At 68.0% G+C, this 24,169-nt stretch carries 3 protein-coding genes; all 3 read left to right on the forward strand.

The window, feature by feature from the left end; translation table 11 throughout:
• Positions 1–436: 436 nt before the first annotated feature.
• From AB0F41_RS06330 to AB0F41_RS06340, 3 genes are read left to right on the forward strand one after another with little or no spacing between them, the layout of a single operon-like run.
• On the forward strand, positions 437–1,951 hold the full coding sequence (locus AB0F41_RS06330) for a hypothetical protein (RefSeq protein WP_357421650.1): 1,515 nt from the start codon (positions 437–439) through the stop codon (positions 1,949–1,951).
• 4 nt (positions 1,952–1,955) lie between these two features.
• Positions 1,956–3,569, forward strand: a complete 1,614-nt coding sequence (locus AB0F41_RS06335; RefSeq protein ID WP_357421651.1) for a hypothetical protein — start codon at positions 1,956–1,958, stop codon at positions 3,567–3,569.
• Positions 3,570–3,578: 9 nt separating this feature from the next.
• Positions 3,579–24,161, forward strand: coding sequence for a hypothetical protein (locus AB0F41_RS06340; RefSeq protein ID WP_357421652.1), 20,583 nt, complete (start codon positions 3,579–3,581; stop codon positions 24,159–24,161).
• Positions 24,162–24,169 lie beyond the last annotated feature (8 nt).

The raw sequence follows: 24,169 nt of genomic DNA on the forward strand, positions 1-24,169 counted from the left end.
CCCGATCGGAATCCGGCAGCGCCATCGCGATCGCACACGGTATGCGCGCGGAGGCTTTCGCACCCGGGACCAGAACAGCGCCGATGACCATGGTTGGGGACGCCGGTCCACGGCGGTCGCGGCGACCCCGAGGATGTGACCTGTACGACTTGTGCACAGATGACAAGAGAATGCTCTCGAAATGTTCTGGGGGCACAGAGTTTTAACGATATCCAATGGATTCGCTGTTGGATATGAACCGCTTCAGTATGGTGATCCGCGCCGACTTATCAATAATTCGACGACTGTGCCGCGAATACGGAATGCCCTGCCGATTCGCGGTCGCGACGTGTGAGCCGACTCATGGGTGAGACGACCTTCGGGTCTGGAATATCGATAAATGAGAGTGTGTCAGATTGGGGGCGGGATGTCCCGACACGGCGGGGAGATTGCGGGCGTGGTCGACGAGATCGCGCGAGGACTGCCGGCCTTCGCTCCGGCCGGCTGGCGGCGGCTCGAGGCGTGGTTCGCAATGACCGTCGTGTGTGAGTCTGCGGTGCTGCTGGCCGATACGAGTGCGGGGCCGGTGCGGTGTGCCGTGCCGGAGACGGTGTGGGATGCGGTGCGGCGGCATCGGGCGGTCTCGGCCGAATCCGGCGACGGGCCGTGGTGGCGGTTGCTGGTGCGACTGGACGGGGAGGACGTCGAGACCCACCGTGACGACGGTGCGGAACCGTTCCCGGGGGAGCAACTGTTCGCCCCGGAAGCCTATCTCGCCGATCTGGAACGGTATCCGCGGCAGCGGCTGCCGGTATGGCTGGCGGCCTACCTTCGGCGCGGCACCGGACCGGCCCGGACACCGGAGCGAGCGGCGGCGGCCGTGGAGACGGACCGCGGCGCCGGTGTGCGCGCGGCCACGGTGGACGGCGAATTGCCCGACCTCACGGTGCTGTGGGCGCGGTGGGCGGTGTTGTCCGCTGCCTTCGTGGCGGCCGGGCTGGAGCTGGGGCCACGGGTGGGGCCGGCGGTCGGTGTGTTCGAGGGAGCGGGGCGCAGCGGTTCGACACTGATTCTGCTGCCCCGCGATCGGGCGGTGCTCTCGGGTGGGGTGTGGGAGGCGCCGATGCTCGACGCCGTTTATAACTCCGGCGCCGAAATGCCGAATCTCTTTGCCGGCGCACCGAGATGGGTGGCCGACCCGGTACTCAATCCACGGGCCGCGACCGGGCTGCTGACATTCTGCTATTGGTGGCAGGACGGGCGCTGGCAGCACGGAGAATCCGACCCCGTCCCGCAGTGCGCACCGGCGATTCCGGCAGTGTGGACGGTGGAGGCGGTGGCCGGGATCATCGGCAGCGTGGTCGGCGCCGGCGCCGGGGCCGGTACCGCCGGGGCCGAGGAACTGGTCCTCGCCGGGCAGGCCCGGTCGGTGACCCGGGCCGTCGTCGAGCGGGCCTTCGGATCCGCGGACCGGGTCGATCTCGACGGCGCCCTGTTCCAGTTCACCGTCGCGGGGCTGGAGGCTGCCGGTGGCAACGGGAATACCCGGACCGAGCCGGAAGCACCGGCGGCGGAGGATGTTCGGGACAACGGTGTCATCCGCGCGGAGGCGACCATTCGTCACGGGGCCGAGGGTGCCGGGCCGGGAAAGGAACGCGCTGCCGCCGAGGCCGGGGGCGCCGCGATCTCGGCGGTGACCGCGATCGATTCGGTGCGGCAGCACATTCGACGGCAGGGCCACGATACGACCGGCTATCCGCTGTCGACGCTGCGGGCCGAGCGTATCGGCATGGTGTGGGTGGTGCGGTCGCCGGCGCCGGACGGTGACATCGCCTTGGACCGCGCGGTGTTCTATGTCGCCCCGGATGCCGTGGTGGAGCGTTCGACCTCGTCGGTGCCCTGGGCGGTGTTCGCGTCGCAGGTCGAGGAACGATTCCGGCGCCGGGCCGGTCCGGCGGATTCGGGCGAGTAGCGGTATGGCCGGCGAAATCGACCTGGATCCGAGTGAACTGCTACGGCAGTCTGCCCGGCTGGCCGAACTCGGCGAGCAGGTCGGCCGCGCCTGTGCCGACCTGCGCGATTCACTGGACCTCGCACACGGGTGCTGGGGTGACGACTATATGGGCGACGCGTTCGCGAAGGACTTCACCCCCAATGCCGATCAGTTGCTGGCCGGTCAGCAGGCCTTGGCGGACGGCTTGCGCGATACCGCCGCGGCGATCCGCAGTGCCGCTGACCGATTCGCGATCGACGATCGGGACGCCGGTCGGCGTATAGCGCAGACGCCCGGCCTCGGCCCCGGCGACGAGACCGGTTTCGCGTCGGCTCGTGTTACCGAGCCTTCCGTGCCCCGGACGGTGACCGAGCCCCAGGCAGCTCCGGACCGCCGAGCGACGGCGGAAGCGGCGACCCCGTCGCGGACAGAGCCCGGTATCGGTGCCGCGCCACCGGGGACAGCACCGACCGGGGTGTCGAATTCACCCGCCGCTCAAGTGCCGCCGTGGAGTGACAGGTCGTCGGCCTCCGCTACCCCGGCCTCCGCCACCCCGTCCCCGGCTCGGCCTCGCGGAACCGGCCCCGTGGACGCGCCGAATCGCGGCAACCCATCCCGCTCGGTATCGGCTCCCACGGCGGCCGGTCGCCTGGCGCCGCGGAACCCCGCGCCGGCCGGACCCAACCGAGTCGACACCGGACCCCATGCGGAGTCCGCCCGTCCGACTCGTTTCGGTTCCGGAGCAAGCCCCTGGAGCGGACATTCGCCGAATACGCCGGGCAGGCAGCCCCCGGTCGGGGCGAATCCGCACAACGGTTCGCCCGCGCCGGGATCCCGGCCGCCGCGCGGCAACGGCCGCCGTCCCGCACCCGAGCGAGCTACGGAGAACCTCGATCGTTCGCCCGTGTTGGCCTGGCTGGCGCAGATGCTCGCGCGGTCGCACGATGTCGAGGTCGCCGGGTTCGACCTGCCGGACCTGGCGGAGCAGCCGATGCGGGAGTTCGCCGCGGCCGTCGACCGGGTGCTGACGGACTATCCGATGATCGTTGTCGATCGGGTCGCAGTGGCCGATCTGGGCGACGGCGCGGAGCCGGTGCAGTGGCGGCAGGAACGGCGAGTATCGGCGACGATCCGGTCGATAATCCTCGACCGCCGTGCGGCACGCACCCCGGGCGGCCCGGTTGCCGCGGCGTCGGGCGATATCGCCGCCGCGCAACCGGACAACGCCCCCGCCGCGATGGATGATCCGGCAGCAGGATCCGGTGGCGCGGGGATCTACGCGGAGACAGTTCGTGCTCTCGGTCCGGCGCTGGACAGCGCCGGTGGCGGCGCTGCCGGGGCCGGTGCGCGGCGGGCGCTGGTGGCCGACTACATGCGAGCAGTCGAGGGCCGCTACACGACTCTGGCGGAGTTGGTGCGCGGATTTCGCCAGTGGCGTTCCGAGTTGGCCGGCGCGACGGACGAATCGGGCCGATTCGACGTGCAGCGGGCCGTGTGTGCCGGATTCGCCGAGGTCGTACTGCGGGGCGGCGAGGCGAGTGCCCCGGCCCGTACGCTGCATGCGCTGCTGGTCGACGCCGCACATCAGCGGGACTAGGTGGCGCGGGTGCTCGAGTCGACATTGCTGAATCCCGTGGTCGCGTTGCGGGATGCGTTCGAGGGGCTACCGGATTTCGTGCGGTTGCCGATCGAGATGGTGGTGTTCGGGGGGATGCTGCCGAATACGGACATCTCGCAGATGCGATGGATGGCCGAGGAACTGCGCACCGATGCCGCCGCGTTGGGCGAACATGCCGAGGGCCTGAAAAACATTCTCGCGCAGGAGCATTCCATCGGCAGGTTCGGTGACGGGTTCCGCGATGCGTTGGATCGGCAGCAGGACGGCGCGGGCAAGCTGCGTGAGCAGGCTGTGGCGCTGGCCGATCAGGCCGATGCGGCCGCCAACGAGGCGGAGAAACATCTGTGCGTGATGTTCGTCTTCGCGATCGATCTTGCGGTGCGCCTGGTCGGGATGATGATGGCGGCGTCGGCGTCCGGTCCGGCCGGGGTGGTGGCGGCGGCGCCCCCGGTGCAGGCGAGTCTGCTGGCCGGGCGGGCGCGGGTCACAGCCATGCGGGCGGCGTGGAAACAGGCTTATGAGCGGATCGCGGCGGATACCGCGGCGCGGATGCCGAAGGTAGGGCCGGGGCGGTTCGCGGTGGTGGCGGCAGTCCAGGCGGCGGGGCTCACCGCCGGGGTGGATGCCGGTGTGCAGGGGCTACAGGTGGCGGCCGGGCATCGCGCCCCGCTCCTGATGGGCCCGGACGGTACCAATCCGACCGGGATCGACCTGAGGTCGATCGGATTGGCCGGCTTCGCCGGTGTGGCCGGTGCGGCGGGCGGTATGCTCGCGGCCCGGTACGCGCCCACGATCTTCCCAGCCGTGGGCTCCAGCCCGATGCTGGCGGGTCTGGTGCACGGCACCGCGGGTGCGGTGTCCGGTCTGGGTGCCACGGCGCTCGTCGCCGGGTGGCCGGAGCATTACACAGAGATACTGGGCGCTCTGGTCAACGGCGGATTCTCTGGTGCGGTGTTTGCCCGCGCCGGGATGCCGCGGACGGGGGTCATTTCGCAGATCGTGGACGGCAGTGGGGGTTTTGTTCACCCGGGCGCCGGTCCGGCCTGGGGCGTGGGGTCTTCGGTGGCGCACGGGATTTCCCAGCAGGCCCGGGCGGAGTGGGCAGGCGCGGAAGCCGCGTGGACCTCCGGGGATCGGACCGGGGCGACGGTGCCGGATTCGGCGGTCTCGGCAGCCGGAACATCCGGTGCGCCCGCGGAGCGCTCGGCTGCCGTGACTACGTCCGCGGCCGCGGATTCGGTTCCGGGAGACGAGCCGGGACCTGCCGAGAGGACCGAGTCGGCCGGTCGATCCGATCCGTCCGCGGTGGACCGTCCCGAGTCCGCGTCTGCCGCGGCCCGGCCGGCGGAATCGGTTCCTGGTGTGGGGGAGCGCGCGGAGCCGGTGTCCGCCGCGGCGCGCGCGGAACCGGGAGCTGCCCCGGGCTCTTCCGGTTATGAGGCCGTGGCCGACCCGATGTGGGCGTCGCCGGATGTGCGGGGAACCGAACCGGGGATGGTCGCCGCACACCCCGATCCAGCGGTGGTGGCAGCTGTTCCGGAGCCTGTCGCCGGTCGGGTCGAATCATCGGGCGCCGCGGCAGGTGCAGATGCTGCCGGGGCCGGGGGACGTCCCGAGACCACTGGTGCTCCGGGCCGTCCCGCGACGGCGATGCCGGCAGGCCGGGTCGACACGCCGGTTCTCGACGGTGCTCAGCGCAATCCTGTGGGGGGCCGGATGCCGGGGGAGGCGCCCCGGACAGTATCGGCGGCTGGGGAAACCGCACCACCACCGCGGGCCACGGACACCGCCGCGAACCGTCCGCACGCCTCCACCGCTGCTGCCTCGGCCAAACCTGCCTCGGCCGGCCCGGCCACCGGGGCAGGTGCCGCGGGCGATCGCCCGGTGCCACGGGGTGCGGACGGCGGTGCCGAGGCCGGCCGGAATGGGATGGGCACCGACGCCGGCCGGGTTCGTTCGTCCGGCGACGGACACACCACCAGCGCCCAGGCGGACACCGGCGGCGCCGGAAGCGAGCCTGCTACCGCGGGTGGTGAGAATACCTCTGGTGAGCGTGTCGGTCGGGCCACCGATTCGGGCGAAACCAACGGTGAGCCGGGTATTTCCGGCGACCGCGCAGTCCTGAGTGAGTCGGATGCTTCCGGTGACCGTGTGCCCGCCGGGGATGCCGAGTCGGCGGGGGCGGCCGGCGATCGAGTCCCGGAGGGGCCGACGTCGCGCGAGCGCGCCGAGGAGATCCTGGCCGATTTCCATGCCCGCTCGGCCGAGCACCTCCCGGCGAATCTGCGCTTGTCCAACCTGTCCGACGAGGCGGTGGCCGCGGGGCTTTTCCACGGGCGTGAGCGGGATTCGCTGATCGCGGGGATGGAGATCATTCGGCGCCGGACCGTGAGTGAGCAGATCCCCGGCGGCATGGTGGTGCGGCACACGCAGCTCGAGGGTGCGCTCGAGCTGGCGGCCGGTCGGCCGGTGGAGATGCTGCCGGGGCAGGGCAAGACGCTGATGTTCATGCTGCACTCCATGCGGCAGGCGGTCAGCGAGGGATCGGTGCTGCTGGTGACGACCGCCGACGGGCTGGCGCATCGTGAGTTCACCGAGTACCGGCGCGTGCTCGAACCCTTCGGTATCGACGTGCTGCGTGCCGATCAGGAGTCCGGGTTCGGACACAAGCCCGGTCGCCCCGCGATCGTGGTGGCCACCGGCGAGACGGTCGGGCATCTGTGCAATTCCGGTCAGGAGGCGCCGCCGCGCAGCGTGGTGATCGATGAGATGGACGCCGTCGTCGACCGCGGCGAGAAGACGTTCATCCGTTCGGAGAACCAGTCGGAGGCGGCCGCGCAGCCGACTGCCCGGGAGGTGTTCGATGCCCATGATTTTCTGGCCGACGCGCTGGCGAAGGGGCAGTTGTCACATGACGATTTCGGTCTGAAACGCCTCGCCGAAGAAATCGATATCGAACTGCCCGACGGAACCTTCGAGATCGGGGCCGACTACTGGTACGACGGGCAGGCGAGTCTCACCCCTGGTGGGGTGGAGAAGGTGCAGGCGCTACCGGGCGGGCAGCGCTGGCTGCAGGATATGGGGCGTTCGCGGCTGGAGATGGCCGCCGCCGCCGAGTTCACCTCCCGAAACAAGACCCACTATGTGATGGATCAGGGCAAGATCGTCATCATCGATCAGGGCGAACACGGCCTGCAGCGCAATCCGAAGACCTCGAGTGAAACCCGGTGGAGCGCCGAGGAGGGCAAGGCCGGTCTCGCCCAGGCCGTGGAGGCCAAGGAAATCCGCGCCGCCGAGGCGATCGGGATGAGCGCCGAACAGCACGGGATCGTGCTCCGCGCCGATACCGACTCCGCCACAAGTATCACCGCCGCCGAGATCTACGGCACCGATCGCTTCTTCGACCACGTCACGGGTGCCTCGGGCACCCTCGCCGACCTCGGTGGTGTCCTGAAAACCGTCTACAACCTCGACGCGCCGCACCGTGTCGACCCCTACAACCCCGTACGGCTGGTCGAGGGCGCCCCCGAGGTGCACGAGAACACCCGGGCCAAACTCCACGCTCTCGCCGAATCCGCCCACGCCATGTGGGACGGCGGCCACGGCCGGTTCCAGGAAATCCTCTGCCACCGTAATGATCTGGTGGAAAAGCAGGTGAACGCACTGGTGCGGGCCGGTGTGCCGCGCGAGGTGATCGAAGCCGTCGACGCCACCCGTATCGCGAAGTGGGGTGCGGACTGGGAAGCGCGGCTACAGAACGTTTTCGACGCCGCCGGTGCGCAGGGCAAGATCCTGGTGATCAACCGGCAGGGCCAGCGCGGCGTCGATATCTCCCCCTCCGACGAGGTACTGGCCCAGGGCGGCATGCACGTCTGGATGACCGAGGTTCCCGAACAGTCCTACATCTACGAGCAGGGCAAGAACCGCACCGCACGCAACGGCGCACCCGGCAGCGCGCAAGCATTCATGTCCCCACAGGACGGGATCATCCGCAACGCCGTGCACCTGAGTGGGGTCCGCGAAACCGCGGTGTCCTACGAACAGGCCGTCGGTGCACACCGCGCGGACCCGACCCCCGAAACACACCACGCCGTCGTCGAGTCCGCGGACGCGCTGGCCTCGCTCGTACCCGGGCTGCAGGAACGCGCCCACCATCAGCAGACCGCGCAGTTCCTGCTCCGGTACGCCCCCCTCTCCGAGCCCGAGGCGCTCCTCGAGGCCGTCACACCGTGGCATCCGGACAACGCCGACCTCGCCGGGCCCGACACCACCGCCCACCGCGTGAGCAGGCTGGCCGGCCTGCTCGGTGTTACACCGTCCGCACTTGCCGCCGCCGCGGCGTCCATGCCCGAAGCCGAGTCACTGCCCGGGGACGACGCGATATCCGGGGGCGACGACTCCTACACCAAAGGTATGCACACCGACACCGGCGATCCGCTTCGCGAACTCCTGCGCCGCGCCGCTGTCCCACCCGCAGCGGTCGAAGCTCTGCAGCAGTCCATCGACGCCACCGCACCCGGCCGAGCCGTCCGGTACGCGCTGCTCACCGACGAACAGGCCCTCGACCACCTCACCTCGCGCCGTGCACAGCTCGCCGGTGCCCTCGGCTGGGCTGCCGCGGAGGTCGAAGGCGCCGAGGGACTGCGCCAGGTCGGCGATGCCGCAACCGCCGCCCAGCGCCAACTGGCCCGGGCGCTGACGGCGGCGGCCGATCCCGGGCCTGCCTCCGAGCGAGGCCCCGGCCCTTCCTCCGACTTGTCTCCCACACTCGCCGAGGTCAGCGCTACCGTGGCCCGCGACATCCTGGGCGAAGCCCTCCGGGGAGAGGTATCCGGCGGTGCGGCGAATCGGCAGTACGGCCCGGAAAGCGCACGCGCCGACCGAACCGTTCCCAATGCGGACGTCGTCGACGCGGCCGCGCACTATTTCGCCATCACCGCCCTGCTCGACCTGGTCACCGAGATCCACCGCCGCAGCCCCAACAATTGCGTCGACAACGGCGTCACCGGTATGCGCGTGCTCTTCCCCGACAAAGCCGGCCACTTCACCATGCCGCCGGGCGGACTCGCTTTGCGGGGACGCGACTGGGCCACCACCCGACAGTCGTTCCGCAACGGCGCACCGCAGGAGTCCCGCTCGCTCGACGACGCCGTCGCCCCGCTGAAACAACGTCCTGGAGGTGCCCAGGTCCTGGTCTACCGGTGGAAGAACTCCGAGGGCCGCAGCACCGACGCCGACAACCATCTCGTCGTACTGGTCAACGACAGCACCGACCCCGCCCGGCCGAACCTGAAAGTGGTCGATCTCGCCGCATCGCCGGACGGCGACTACACCAACGATTTCGGCCCCGAGCACCTCGCCGACCGCCGCGCGTTGCTCAACCGGGCCGTCCCCTTTGCCACCTGGCAGCGTGAGCAAGAGCGCTACCTCGGCAGGCTGCCCGCGGCCGGCCGCCGATTCTGGACCATAGACTTCGACGCGGCCGGTGAACTCGTGCCCGCCGGCGACCCCGGCACCGCAGCCATGACCGAGCGGCCGGAGGTGAGTCCGGAACAGGAGCGGGCAGTCGAGGAAGCATCGGCACCAGTGACCGGCGCCCGGACACCACAGCAACCCGACCGGCCACCCGGATCACGCATCAACGCTTCGAACTCCGCCCGGGGTGCGGAGCCCGCCCGTGTCGGTGCCCGTCCATCCGAGAACGCGGCCCCTGCCGAGCCCGCGGCAACCGCACGGCGGTCGCAGTCCGCGGACGCCGAGATCGAGGCCGGGGCCGATGCCGGTGGGCCGAACTGGCGGGTGCGACGCCTGCGGGACGAGATCGAGCTGGCGCGGTACCTGTATCACAAGGAGGAGACGAAGCAGGCGGCGCGGGCGATGATCGTCCGCATGCGTGAGGTACTCACCGCATTGCACCCGGATGCCACCGCGGACCAGATCGAACGCGCGTTCCTCGCACCGGAGCGAGTCATGGACGGGATGGTGCCGCGCTCGGTGTCGTTGGATGAGCTGCTGGCGGACGGAAACCTCCGACAGCTGATGCAGGCGTTGTACAACCCCCTCGTGCGGCGGGGTGATCTGGTGCCGGAGTTCGAAGGTACCGAGTACGCCGTGCCGATGCTGTATGCCGGCCTCGCGCGCTTGATGAACGACCGCGGTAAGCAACAGAGCTGGGAAGAAAGAGCCCGGGAGCTGGGACTCGATGATATCGCCCTGCGGGAGGTCCGAGACCGGATCACCGGTGGCGACCCGCAGCGTGATATCGGCGAAGCAGAACTGAAGGACATCGTGAATCAGGCCCACGATGCCCCCGATCTGGACGATATCGTGGCCGAGCGCACCTGGAGCAGCGCGGAAGAGCGCGAGTTCGGCCTGCGGCACCGGGTGCGTCTGGGAATCACCGTCCAGGACTGGGCGCTGCTGGGAATGCCATTGTCACGCTGGGAAATCCAAGCGATACCCGGTGACCTGGTCGCACTGCGCAAGAGCCGGCTCGACCCACGCCGGGAACTGCGCCGCGACGAGCATGGACTCGTCCGCGAGGATATCCTCGAAGACCGCCTCCGCTTCGAAGATCAGCTCCGCGGTGGCAGCGGAATCGCCGATACCGCCGGGTCCGTGCGCTTTGTCATCCCCGTGTACGCGTATGACGGCAACGGTCGCCGGATGCGCGACGAATCGGGCAATGCAGTGGTCACCGATGTCTTCGTCTACCGCGACGCCGGACTGGTCGATGCCGAAACTGCCCTGGCGCTCGACCCCGGCGAGTTCGCCGTTCCGCTCCCCTGGGGAACCGGCTCCTCGACGGTGACGTTCGACAAGGAAGGCCGGCTGTTCCGTGAACTCGCTGTCGAACGGGGCATTCCGCTGCTGGCCGGGATCTCGGGCAGTGCCGCCCGGCTGGCTTCCGCATTCCGTTGGCTGCGACCAGCGGGCGTCGACCCCGTGGATTTCGCCGGGGCGATTCTGGCCAAGCTGTCACCGATCCACCATTCGATGTACGAGCAGCTCCGCGGTATGCAGTTGACCGGTCTGCGGCTGCCGCTGGTCGACGAAGCCGTATCACGGGCCCGCCGCCACGGCGCCGTGGACGAGATGTTCGCGGCCCTGTCCGAACAGTTCGACCACCCCCTGCTACACCATGCCTCCGGGATCGCCTCGTTCACTCGACCCGATGATGGCGACACACCGCGAGCGATGACCGGACGCGATGAGACCGGCCCCGCCGGAGCAATCGGAAGCACGCTGCACGAGCCGGGTGGGGGCGATGCCGGGTCACCTGGCTGGATCGGGAGCAGACCCTCCGATTCCGGTGCTCGTCCGGAGGAGTCGTCGAGTGGTGAGTCGCGGGGACTCGAACTGGTGGGACCGGTCGATGCGCGGTCGGGCCTGCCGGCGTATGTCGAGCCCGATGACGACCTGTATCGGCGGGCGAAGGAAATTCTCGCGGATCATTGGGGGAGTGGAACCGATCCCGGTGATCTTGTACCACTCCGGCAGGTGAATCGGCGTGCGGGTCGCTCGGCGCGGGTTGCCGGTGCCACGGCGAGCCTCGCGACCAGGAATGCTCTCTACGTCCATAGTCTGAGCGGCGACGAGCTGCGGACCCTGGTGCGGGCGTGGCCCGAATTCGTCGGCAAAGCGGGCGGATTTCCGCGACAGGTACGCGATCAGGCCAATCGGTGGGCCCTGGCCAGGGCGATTGCCAGGTTCGAGGATGCGGAGTCCGCGGATCGGCTGTCTCGCCGTGATCGGGCCCTGCGGGACCACGTGTTCAATGCCCGAGATCTGTTGATCAGAGCGAGAAACCGCGTGGTGACGTTGAATACGCCCGGTGTCCCGGCGCCCACGGTGCTGCTCGAATGGTTCGATGCCGAGGACCCGGGTGCCGGATCGGCCATCGTCTCGATCGGCAGTGCGGACCCGGTGGCGGAGGCGTGGCACGTGGACGGGTCGGCCGGGAATCTGCGGCGACTCGATCAGCGTGTGCAGTTGGCGGCCAACCATTACGAGGTGGCCGCCCGGGCGAATCCGGATCGGCCGGTTCGGGTGGTGGTGTGGTCCGGGACCGACGGCCATCGCCTGGCAGCCGATATGGCGGCGCTGGCCACCGTGCCCGCTCCGGCGCCGGTGGTAGGGACCCAGCTCGTCGTCCACGGCGGCGGCGGTCGTGCGGCGAAGAAGGCACTGTCGTACGAGGCGATCACCCGGACCGTCGACTCGGTGGTCGTCTGTGGCGAATCGAATATCACCGCGCTCGGTGATCGGACGGCAGACCTCGAATCGCATACGAAGCTGTACTTCGGAGCAGCGTCTCAGCCGGGTAGCCCCGCCGAGCCGGTGCCAGGGGCGGGCACACAATTGTCCTGCCGGTTCCCCCTGTCGAACTTCGGTCAGGCGAACAGCCTGGTGCGCAGCGCACGCATCCGGATGCTGCCGGATTTCAAGCTGCTGTTCGAATTCGGCAAGCCGCTCGTCGATGAATTCCTGAGCTATATCGACGAGCGGGTCCACGCGCCGACGGAGGCGCTGGGAAACCTGGGCGCCATTCTGGCCGATCGGCCAGACCTGCTGGCGCTGTACAGCCCGTCGGCCCGGCCGGTCGGTTTCGCGCACTATCTTCGGCGCGGAGCGGACAGCCGCGCCGAGTCGCCCTACGACGACATTCTGCCGCGGGATCCGGGCACCGGCAGGCCGAACTCGGAGGCGACCGAGGCGGATCGTGTGCTCGCCGCGGCGGCAATCGCGAAATACGAAGGCCGGCCCGCCGACCCCACGGTTTTGCTTCATCGCGGGCTTGCGGACGACGTCACCCGGGCGGCCGAACTGGCCCGGCGCAACCGGGACTGGTGGCAGAACCTGACCAGCGAACACCAGCGCGCCATGGTGGCCGCCCACCCAGAGGTGATGGGGAACGCACCGGGAATTCCGTCCGGGGTGGCCACCTATGCCAACGACCACCTGCGCCGGCGGACCTGGTCGGACATCCGTACAGATGTTGTCGCGGAGGGCGTCGGCAAAGGCTTCGGGATACGCCTCGGAACGAGCGACCGATCGGCGGTGTTCCGGAATCTCTACGCCGTCGAGGAGGCTCTGACCCGTGCGGTCACCGTCCACCGCGATATTCCGCAACCGATCGTGTCCACGACCGCCCTGGACCCGGCGGCCTTCGGCGGCAACGGATCCGGGGTGTTCGTCATCGGCAACACCACACCCGAAGACGCCGACCACGTGATCTGGTACGTGGACGGCGTGAACACGCGGCTGCAGTCGCTGTTGTTGCGCTTGGAGCAGGCACGGAACCTGTACGAGGAGATGCTGCGAACCGATCCTTCGGCAACGATCGCGGTGGTGTGCTGGCTCGGATACGAGGCGCCGGCGAATCTGAAGGAGCATCGGGCCGCGACGCCGGCCCTGGCGGCGGTCGGAGGGCAGGCGTTCGCGCGCGATGTCCTGGCCCTTCGTGCGTTGTCCGCCGCCAAGATGTCGATGATCGGTTACAGCTATGGGTCGGTGGTGGTGTCGGAGGCTACCGTGGGCGGCCGGCTGGACGGCGTTTTCGAGCACGGCGTGGTGCTCGGTTCGCCGGGGCGCGGCTGGCGCTACGACCCCACCGCCGACCGCAGCTGCCGGAACAGATGGGTGATAGCGCAATCCGGCGATCCGATACCCGCGCTCGGTGCGGCCAGCCCCGACCTGCACGGCCGGCGGGCCGGTGGCCTGCCCCTCGGCCTGGGCGTCGACCCGGCGACCGATCCGACGGCGGTGCGGTTACGGGGCGAACGGTGCTTCCCGGACACGCTGATGAGTCCCGACTACGGCCACATCCAATATTTGGGCTATGCGCTGCCCGCGGCGGCCCAGCCCAACGAGTCGCTGCGCAATCTCGCGCTGGTGCTGACCGGCCGGGGTGACGAGGCACTTCGCGAACAGCGCCGTCCCCTCGTCGACGATCCGCCGTGGACGCACAACCTGCACGCCCCCCTGATCGACCCGGCCGCCGACCGTCGTGCACCGCAACTCGATCCGCCACCGGCGCTGATCGGCCGACGGCCGAGCCGGCGGACTCGGGCCACCGATACCGCGAGCGAACCGTCCGGGCGGACACCGACGCCGTGGAGCAGATCCGCCGGGCCCGGCACCAGCTCGGCGGGATCGGCGCCGGAGGGCGGGGCGCGGGCGGCACCGTCGTCGCACCCCTCGGATACCGGGCAGCGGGGGCCGGTGACGGTCAACGGCCTCATCGGCAGTCGTCCCCCGTCCGAACCCGCCACCGGCCAGGAGGAATCCGGCGGGCGTGCGGCGACGCCACGGACCTCCGGACAATCCGGTCCCGATGCGCCGCGCAACCCTGAGCCGCCCTTGGTGAATCCGGCGACCTACCTATCCGCCGACGCGCCCCGGCCGGATATCTCGCCGGCGGAGCGGGAGGTACTCGGCGAGCCGGGACGGTCACACGTGGGCGTGGAGGCCGAAAACTTCCCTTTGCCCGGAAGATTGGACCGGAAAACCCGTCCGCACACCGCCGAGGCCGCCGCGGAACTCGACCGGCTCGCCGAATTCGCCCAGGACCAGGCCGACTGGGCCAACACCGTGGTCGCAGATCTTCGTGGGCTCGGGCATCCTCCCGGCCCGGCCGATTGGGAGCAGGAGTTCTGGAAGATCACCGACCAGCGCACCACGACAACTGCCTCGGAGGCCGGGCTGGACGCTCTGTCCGAAGCGATCGACCGGCCCCGCCGTACCAGACTCGGAGAGATTCCCCGCTACGGTGAAGGCCCGATATGGATTCCGGGGAGGCAAATGCCGGTGGGATTGCCGACCTGGGCCCAGGAAACCTTCGCCGCCGCTGGTGCACGGGTCCCGCGGCGATTCACCGCCGAGGGCGTCAGCGGAGACATCCTCGAAACCCGCATTCGCCTCACCGACGGCACGACCGCCCTCGGACGAAGGCTCATCCGTGGCGAAACCGCCGAAAACCTCGCACAGGAAATCCGGCAGCGCCGCGCCGAACGAACGGGGAAACTCCCCTTCGCTGGACCGGCCTTGGCTCCCGGCCAGGTGTTCTCCGAAACGTCCCCTCAGGAAGAACGCACGCGAATTCTCAACGACGCATTCGCCCAGCTCGCCGCGCCCGGGGAATTCACCACAGCCACCTGGGCCGAGATCGCCTACAAGCTGTTCCACGCACCACAGCGAAAATCTGGATCCGACGCGGTCATCCGGTCCTTCATGGCTGCTGCCGGCATTCACCACCTCGGCCGGGTCCCCGATTTCCCCCACGATATCGATCTAGTCGCCATGGTTACGAGCCAGGACGAGTTCATCGCCCTCATCGTCGAGCACGGCAACAGCGCCGGTGGACTGGGCAGCCACCCGAGTACCGAGCCGGTCGGCGACGCCCCTGCGCCCGGCGGCGCGATCGGTCGGAGACCGAGCGATGATGCCGCGGGTGCAGCGGATGCCGGACCGGGGTGGGCGGCGGTCGAGAGCCTGCGGCGCGATGTGTTCGCGGGGCATACCACGATTGCCGATATCGGTGACGCTCTGCAGGCGGAGTTGCGGGCGTTGCCCGGCGGCGAGGACCACAGCGTGCTCGGGTTCGATCGGGCCGACGCGGATGTGGATATCGGCGAGTTGCGGGTGTATGCGCAGGCGATGCTGGATATCTGCACAGTCTTCCCCGGGCATACGAAGCGCTCGATCGTGCTCGATCGACACGACTTGCCGCGGCACATCAGGACGTACGACTCTTCTTATCCCGCCGAGCGGCAGCGGCAGATCGTCCTGGATCTCCGGACCGGTCGATTGAGAGGCGAACCCAAGCGTTTCCCCATGGCTATCTTCCCGGTGAGGGAGCGCCCCGGTGATTCCGCAGAACGCGCGACATATGGGTGGACCGTGCGTGATCTGTTGCCGCATTGCGGTATTCCGGGTTGGGAGTACGCCCACCAGTTGGTGCTGCCGACGTTGATGGAATCCTTCGAGCAGGACTTCGCGGACACTGCGCGGCCGGTCGAGAGACAGCGCGGTCCGCATCGGGAAGCATTCGATGATTGGCGAGTCCTGCAGGGTCTCGGCAGAAGCGACTTGGCGCGCGCGCTCGGCCGGGAGTACACAGTGGCCGTCGGGGTGGCTGCGGCATTCGCTGGGGGCCGTGCCGTGGCGGGCAGCCCCGCTGGGCGGCTGTACGAATCAGTGGCAGCTCAGGACGGGATCGAGAAGCATCCGATCGCAGGGGACGCACCGATCGGTGAGCTGCGGGAGGCGACGAATGCCGAGAAGCTCGGGGTGCCAGCGGATCTGGTGGATGAATTCTCCGTCATCGGCGCCGATGCGGACCTCGGTGATCCGGATGTCGTGGCGCGGGTCAACGCGGCAGTGGGGGATACGCTACAGGTACTCCTGCGTGGTGTCCCGGGACACGAGAACATCAAAGTCTTCGGTTTCGATTCGCCGCATCTCGACACCGACGTGGTGAAAGAAGTCGCCAGGGGGATGGTCTGGCTGATGCGGACGTATCCGGATACCGATATTCGCGAGGTCGGTTTCGGTGACCTCAGCCATGAGGACGACTATGCCAAAGCGGGGACTCTGCCGGCGCACGGTGCCGTCCGGTGCTACACCAAGTCGATCGTTTTCGACACCACATGGGCCGGGAGCGCCGGCGAAGTTCGCAAGCAGGCCCGGCGCGCGGTCGACACAGGTCTGCATCCCGAGAGTTTCCTGCTGCGGCCGGTCATCGCCTATACCGCACACGAATATATGCACGCACTCGGCGTGGCGGGCAGCAACGACGGCGAGGTGGCCGCCCTCGAAGCCCTGGCCGATCTGTACCTCGCGGAGGAGCGCGGCGAAGCGACGCCGGCCGGCTGGCCGGCCTGGCTGCGCACTGTGATCCCCGCCTACGGCTTCGACGAGGCCGGTCGGTTCATAGCCGAAGAATCGGTGGCCGACGGCGGGGCCGATGTCGCCGTCCGCCGCTATGTGCTCGGGCCGCAGGCCGAAGTCGGAGCACCGAGCCTGGTCCAGCACGATCTGCTCGTCGAGGCCGCGGCCCGCAACGCGCAGCACGGCCGGTGGGAGTCGGTGCTGGACGCACACAGGTTCCGGAGCAATGAGTCCCTCCTGCGGCGCCATCGCCGAGCCGACACGATGATCGATGTCGCCGGTCCGGCGTTCGATGCCGCCAGGGCACGGGTTCTCGGTGCGGCAGATACCTCCGATTACGCGCATTCCGATCGGCCGGAAAGGCCGCAACCCTCGGATGCCGGTGAGGGGGACGGTTCCCGGTCCGAGGAGTCGCGGGGAAACATGGGCGACGGCCTCATCGGCAGGCGCCCCTCGGCCGTACCGCCCGCGCAGCGGTACGGACCGGGAATCTCCGATGAATGGTCGGAGCTGATCGAAGCGGGGACCTCGCGGCTGGGGCGCAACCGTGCGATCGGTGCCCGGTTACAGTCGGTTCTGCGTGCCCTCCCCGGCCATGACGATGTGGTCGTGAAGTTCGACGATTCCCGCTTGACACCGGAGGTGCTCGCGGAGTTCGCGCGGGCGTGGGTGACGCTGTTCACCGGATTCCCGGACGTGGATGTTCCGGTCATCGAGCCGTCTGTGCTGTGGGAAAGTGAGGCGGTGTCGGCGTTCGCCTCCGATGATCCGCGGCGTACGCGGGTGGCCGGTTCGTCGGCAGAGCAGGAACCGCCCCAGGTGCTGGCGCTGTATGTGAATCGCCGGTTCTTCCTGAAACCGGATGTTTTTCAGTCGGAATCGGGTGGGACCGGCACACCGGATGATCCGTACGATGACTACTTCCTGGACCACGTGAACCGGGCCGTGGCCGCGGGTGAACTGCCGGAGATGGTGCAGGTTCGGCCGGCCTACGCGGTCGCAGTGCTGGCATTCGCCGTAGCGCTTAACATTTCGCGTGGCCGGCGGGCCCATCCGGCCGTGGACGAATTATTGCGCGAGGCATTCGCCGGTACGGGTCGTCCACAGCACGGGCCGGAGTTCCGGCGGTGGCAGCTCGAGATGCTGCCGGATGCGGTCGAATGGTCCACGGGTGTACTGGACAAGTCGAAGGCGCTGGCGCTGGGGCTGTTGAGTACGGAGTTGCCGGTGAGTACGGAGTTGCCGGATCAGGAGAAAGCGCTGCTGACCGGGCTGGCCGGACTGCTGGATGCGCACGACGGGTCGGCGTCGCGCGGCGTGGCCGCATCCGATACCGGCCCCGTACCCCTGCCCGAACCCGGAAACGCGGCATTGATGCCCGCCATGGTGATCGATGACGAGTGGGCGGCCCTGTCGACCGGGCACGACATCGCGACACATCTGCGCAATGTGCTGTATGCCGAAACCGGACGGCATTTCGAGGTGGCCGGGTTCGATTCGGAACCGGACCTGGACGTATTGCGGGAATACGCGCGGACCGCCTTCGAGTTCCGCGACGATCTGGTGGCCTACAACGTGCCCGAAATCGCCATCATCGATACCAAGAAGGCCGGCGGCACTCGGTCATTGGGGTATGCCGAACTCGCCTACGACGAAGAGGCGACACCGCGGCGGTATGAATACGAGCGCCCCGGTGAGACCGCGGTCCGCCTCATCCACGCCCGGCGACTGGTGCTGGATCGCAACTATGCCAGGAACGCCGAGAATTTCTGGCGTGCCAAGACTATCGCGGCAGACATCGGCTACCACCCCGATAGTGGCCGGCATCGTCCTGTGCGAGCGTTGGTATTGCACGAACTGGGTCATGCAGCCGACTTCGCGGGGCATGGGGTGGCTCGCACGCTGATCGCACATGCGCTGCCGGGGCATTACATCGCAGAACGCCTGGGCCCGGCCACGGAAGCCGGCTACCAGGAGTGGCTGCACAACCAACTCTGCGGATACAGCTTCCACGCCGACGGGCAGCTGAACCCCGCGGAAGCGATTGCGGAAGCATTTTCCGACGTCCGGTCGCGGGGCTACGACAACGTCGGGGACGCGACGCGGATCATCTACGACCTGACGGTCAACGCCGCCGATAATTCACCGGCCGGGAGGGTGCGTCGATTTCTCGACCGCTGGCGATTCGGTGCCGCGCGGTATCACCGCGGCGCCGGCGGCACGATCACCCGGCGGACATCCCGGTCCTCCGAGCAGGACTTCGCGGACACTGCGCGGCCGGTCGAGAGACAGCGCGGTCCGCACCGGGAAGCATTCGATGATTGGCGAGTCCTGCAGGGTCTCGGCAGAAGCGATTTCCCGCGCGCGCTCGGCCGGGAGTACACAGTGGCCGCCGGGGTGGCTGCGGCATTCGCCGGGGGCCGTGCCGTGGCGGGCAGCCCCGCTGCTGAAGGTGTGTCGCCGCCCGGCGAATCCTCGGATGAACGAATCGGCGCACGTCCATCGCCCTGGCATCCGTACTCGGAAACACCGCCGTCGCAGCGCCGTTCCAGCGACGAGCCCGGCAACGAATTTCCCGGCGGGGAGCAGTACCGTACGCGCCGAGCTCGTGCCGTAGCCCAAGCGTGCGCCGAGTCAGGCGTCGACACGCCACAAGGGCGCGCCGCGGTAGCTCGCGCATACGATGTCACCTATCGGTCGATCGCGCCGTTCATCGTCAAGCACGGCATAGCCATTGCCCAGGACTGTGCGAGGGATGTGCAACGATCCGGCGGACGGGGACCGACAGTGGTCTACCTCGCCCGGGACGGTTATGCGCTGGCCGAAACAGCGGCCGTGTGGGATCCCGAATTCTTCGGTGGACACTGCACGATACTCCCGATATCACGGCACATGATGGCTGCCGTCGTGCACGATGCGGACGAACTCTCCGATGACGAGCGGCGGATTTTCGCCGAGCGGCTGAAGTTCCGGTCGCAGGTGCACGATGCGGATCTGTCGGGAGCCAAGGAAAGATTCCTCGAGATGGCGCTCGCGTACGGCGTGCCATTGACGGTACCGGGTAGCGAGATCGTACTCGTGGACACCGGATTGAAGGGCACCACACAGGACGCTCTCTCCGCGCTGTTCCCCGAAGTCACCTTCCGCGGCCGCTACGTCGCGTTCATGCCGCATCCGGACTCCGCCAATACCGGATCCATGCAAGGATATGCGATGCACCTCTCCGAAGAGGAAAGCAACGGCGGTAGGGATTTTCCGGATCTACCCGGCGACCCTGGTCTCACTTTCGGTCACGTCGAGGCACACAAGATCATCGAGTATCTGCTCTCCGGGACCCGTTCGAGTGCACGAGAATTCCGATTCATCGATATAGCGGGCCGGCCTGCGGTGCGCGCGAAACAGGACCGTGAATCACCTCCGGTCGACGAGCTCAATCCGCTGCGTATAGTCGGCGAATACGCAGACGACGCAGTCCGGCTGGCGGTAGGCGATGCGAACTTCTATGCCGTACACGATCTGGCCCGACGTGTCGCCGGCATGCGGGATCACGGCGCCGACTGGGAAACGGCTATCGACCGGCAGACAGAATTCGCACTCGGACAGATGCGGTCCTGGATCTCCCGGACCAGCACCGATGAGACCTTCAACGAATTGCTGGATTCGTTCGTACCACGGGCAGACCGTCATGAGGTGCGGGCGCTGCGACGCGCGATCGACGAGCGCGGGATCGACGAAGATCAGGCGCGGGCCATCTGGGAAGACTATGACCAGCTGTCTACGCAGGCGGCGAGAACCGCATTTGCCGAACAGTTCGGCGTCACCGACGGTGTGACCGCGGAGCCAGAGCCCGAGTTCCCGGGTCCGGACCCCGGCTCCGACGGCATCGGCAGCCGGCCTTCAGACGTTCTGAGAGCCGAACCCCGCGTCGAACCCGGAAACTTCCCCCTGCCAGGTAGATTCGACCGGTACACCCGCCCCCATACCGCCGGGTTCGCAGCGGAACTCGACCGATTCGGCGGATTCTCCCAGTACTTGGCCGACTGGGCCAATGCCATGCTCGCAGACCTCCGCGGGCTCGCCCATCCCCCCACCCCCACCGATTGGAAATACGCTTTCCGGAAGATCGCCGAGCAACGCACCACCGCACCCGCCTCGAAAGCCGGAACAGCGGCTCTGTCGCAGCCGATTACCAGACCCGGCCGTGACATATTCGGAACTCTTCCCCACTTCGGTGACGGTCCGGTACAGGATCCGGTGACGCAGAAGTGGTTGCGCTTGCCGACTTGGGCCCAGGAAACCTACGCCGCTGCCGGCGCATACGCCCAGCGACGGTTCATCGCCGAAGGCGTCACCGGAGATGTACTCGAGACCACCGTCCACCTCGCGGACGGCACAACCGCCCTCGGGAGATCACTCGCTCGCGGAGCGACCGCCGAAGCTTTCGAAACAGAATTCCGACAGTTCCTGGGGGAACAGCACGGGACCACAACCCGCAACCGGCCACCACTGGGCGCCGACAACGTATTGTCCATCACCACCAGCCCGGAAGAAAGCTCGCGGATCCTGGACGACGCATTCAACCAACTCGCCGCATCCGGCGAATTCACCACTGCCATCTGGGCCGACATCGCCTACAAGCTCTATCACGCACCACAACGAGCATCCGGGTCCGACGCGGTCACACGCGCCTTCATGGCTGCCGTTGCCGTCCATCGCCTGGGCCGGGTACCAACCTTCCCCCACGACATAGACCTACTCGCCATGACCACGCGCCAAGACGAGTTCATCACCCTCATCGTCGAACACGACCACACCACCGGTCGGCCCATCTCTCCTGAGTCACACGCGCGAGGCGCGGGCGCCGAGTGTGGTGCGGCCGACGCAGACTCGACAACACCGTGGTCGTCACCGCCAGGCGGGACTGCGCCGAGTGGGGGCGGCGCCGGCACGAACCACAAGCCCCGGGGAAGTACAGGCAACGAACGTATCGGCAGGCGTCCATCGTCGGAGTCCGGCGCCGACGACAAGAAATCCGGCCGGTGGCGGGCGACACCGTGGAAGTCCGAGCGAACCGGTCCTGGTACGCCGGACCCGATCCCCACGAATATCGGATATTCCGACGATTCGACCGGAGTTGTCCGGGCCGAGATCCCGGTTGAGGGCCCGGATAGAAAAGCCGATGACCTGGCCGGGACGGGCAGTATCGAGGATCTGCCCGCGCGCGCGGATGAGGTGGAGTGGGCGGCCGAGCGGGCACTGTCCGCAGACCCCCTAACCCTGACGGACCCCGACGGTGGACCGTTGTGGGGCATCAGGGACGAGAACCACGTGGCACAGCTGCTCTATCACCGGCCATCGAGCATCGAGGCCGCGCGGGCGATGCTCGATCGTTTGCGTGAGGTTCTTGCCGTACTACATTTCGGCAAGTCGTTCGATCAGCTCGATGGCGCACAACGTCAAGCGATCGATAACGCCTTCTACGCGCCGGAGAAAGCATTGCAGGGCGGAATGGTGTTGCGCTCTGTGCCGTTGGATGAATTGCGGACGAAAGGAAACCTGCGAGAAGTCATGGCCGCGGTGCTCAACGCGATCGTACGAAGCCGGCAGATACCGAACAGCTCCGGCACCACGCTGGACGAAGGTTTGGCTAAATTGCTGAACCGACGTGATTGGGCCGAATCAGCGGGCCGGTTGGGGCTCGATGTCGATGCACTGAACTGGTTGCGTGAAAGGATTATCGGTGGCGATGAGCAGGTAGTGATCACTGCACGGGATATCGGCGCCGACCGCAACGCGGTGAGCGAGCCCCGCTATATCGCCATCGCCGACGAGCTCACCAGGAGTTACGAGGATCGACGGGTACGTGAAGCGTCCGATCAGAAACGTTGGAGCATAGTCGCCCAGCATCGGTACTTGCATGGAAGGCCGTTGTCGCTACGGGAGTATGAGGCGATCGCCCCGGGTGGTCTGGTCGCATTCCGTTTCACCGAACTTCTTTTCACCCGGATCCGTCCGGAAGAGATCCCCCGCGATGATCGGGGCCTGGTCGATGTGGAAACGCTGGCATCCCAGCTCCGAGCCGAGGACCCGACGTTGCGCTATATCGTCCCGGCCTACTCGTTCTCGGCCACCGGACTACATGTTCGGGACGAACTCATGAACGCCCAGGTGTACGAACTTCTGGCCTACTACGAGGAAGGTGTCGTCGACGCCACCACCGCGGCGCGGCTCGATCGGGGCAAATACTTTGTTTCACCCTCGTGGGTTCCCGGTATGGCGAGGGTCGGCTTCGACAAGAGCGGTGAGTGGGCCCAGGAAATGTCCGAGCAAGGCAAGGTGGCGCGGGCCGGGATTTCGGGTACCACGGCACGGATGGCGGCTCGGTTCCGCTGGATCAGACCGCCGGGTGTCGCCGAAATGGATTTCGCCGCGGCGATTCTGGCGTTCATCCTGCCGGTGCATCACTCTCTCGAGGAGGCGGTGCGGGGGATGGAGATGGCCGGCCTGCCGGTGGTCGACATTGCCCCGGGCAGTGGGCCCGCGGAACTGTATCGGGCGATAGCGGCACGATTCGGTATTCCTACGCGCGATCCCCTCCGAAGCATCGGCTGGAAGCCGCTACGTTCTGTTGTTGATCCAATGTCGCGCCGCCGCCTCCCGGAGTCGGTTTTCGGCCTGATCGGATACGCGGATCGCCCCGGGGTCGATGAGATCGTCCTCGACAAGGGCTGGTCCGACGCAATGGGTCTACGGGTCGGTGATCGTTGGGCGCCGGTGCCATTCGACGGTATGCGCCGCCGATACGAGTCGATGCTGGAACAGGTGCTTCCGGGCCGGGATGTCGAGTTGTTCGGATTCTCGGGGCGAGCAGATCAGGCTTCCGGCGCCCCGCCACCGGACGTGCTGGTGCTGCGCGAGTTGGCGCGCGGGCTCGCGGACGGGTTTGCGGAGTCGCCGGATGCCCGGGTGGATGTGCGGCGGATCGGGTTCGCCGATCTGGGACAGTACCGGATAGCGCGAACCGAGACCGGATCGGATCTGCAGGGGCGACTGTATGTGGAATCCATCACCTTCAATTCGCGGTTCGCGGCGGATGCGCAACGGATGGCCCTGTACATCGGGCGAGAGATCGATGCGGGGTATTTCCCGGAGGTATTCCGGGCCCGGCCGATCTACGCGGTGGCGGCGAACCAGGTAGGGCACGCACTGGACGCGGCGGGGAACCATTCGGCACGCCAGCAGATCAGCGCGATGATGCTGAAGCATTATCGGCAGCTGCTGCGCAAGGAAAAGCAGTGGTGGGAGCATTTGCCGCCGGCCGAGCAAGCGGAGTGGGGCCAGTGGTGGAAGCGGTTGCTGCCCCGGGTGAACAGCGATCCGCGGGGCCCCGCGGGCGAAGCCGGCGCCTATCCGGGCTGGCTGGCGGACACCTTTCCGGGGTACGTCGTCTCTCCCGCCGGGGTGCTGCTGCCGGGCGAAAAGGTGGCTGGTGACTACGCTGTGATGCAGGTGGCGAAACGAGCACGCGCCGACACCTATGTACCGGTGCACATCAGCGCGGAGACGCGCCTGGGCCATGATCTGCTGCTCCGGCAGATCCGGCGGCCTTCGGCGGCGAACTGGTTCGCCGAACTGATCGAGGCAGTCGAACGGGTCAGGCCGGGTGGGCCGCCGCTGTAAGGCGCGGG

Source organism: Nocardia sp. NPDC024068, from assembly GCF_040638875.1.
Taxonomy (GTDB): Bacteria; Actinomycetota; Actinomycetes; order Mycobacteriales; family Mycobacteriaceae; genus Nocardia.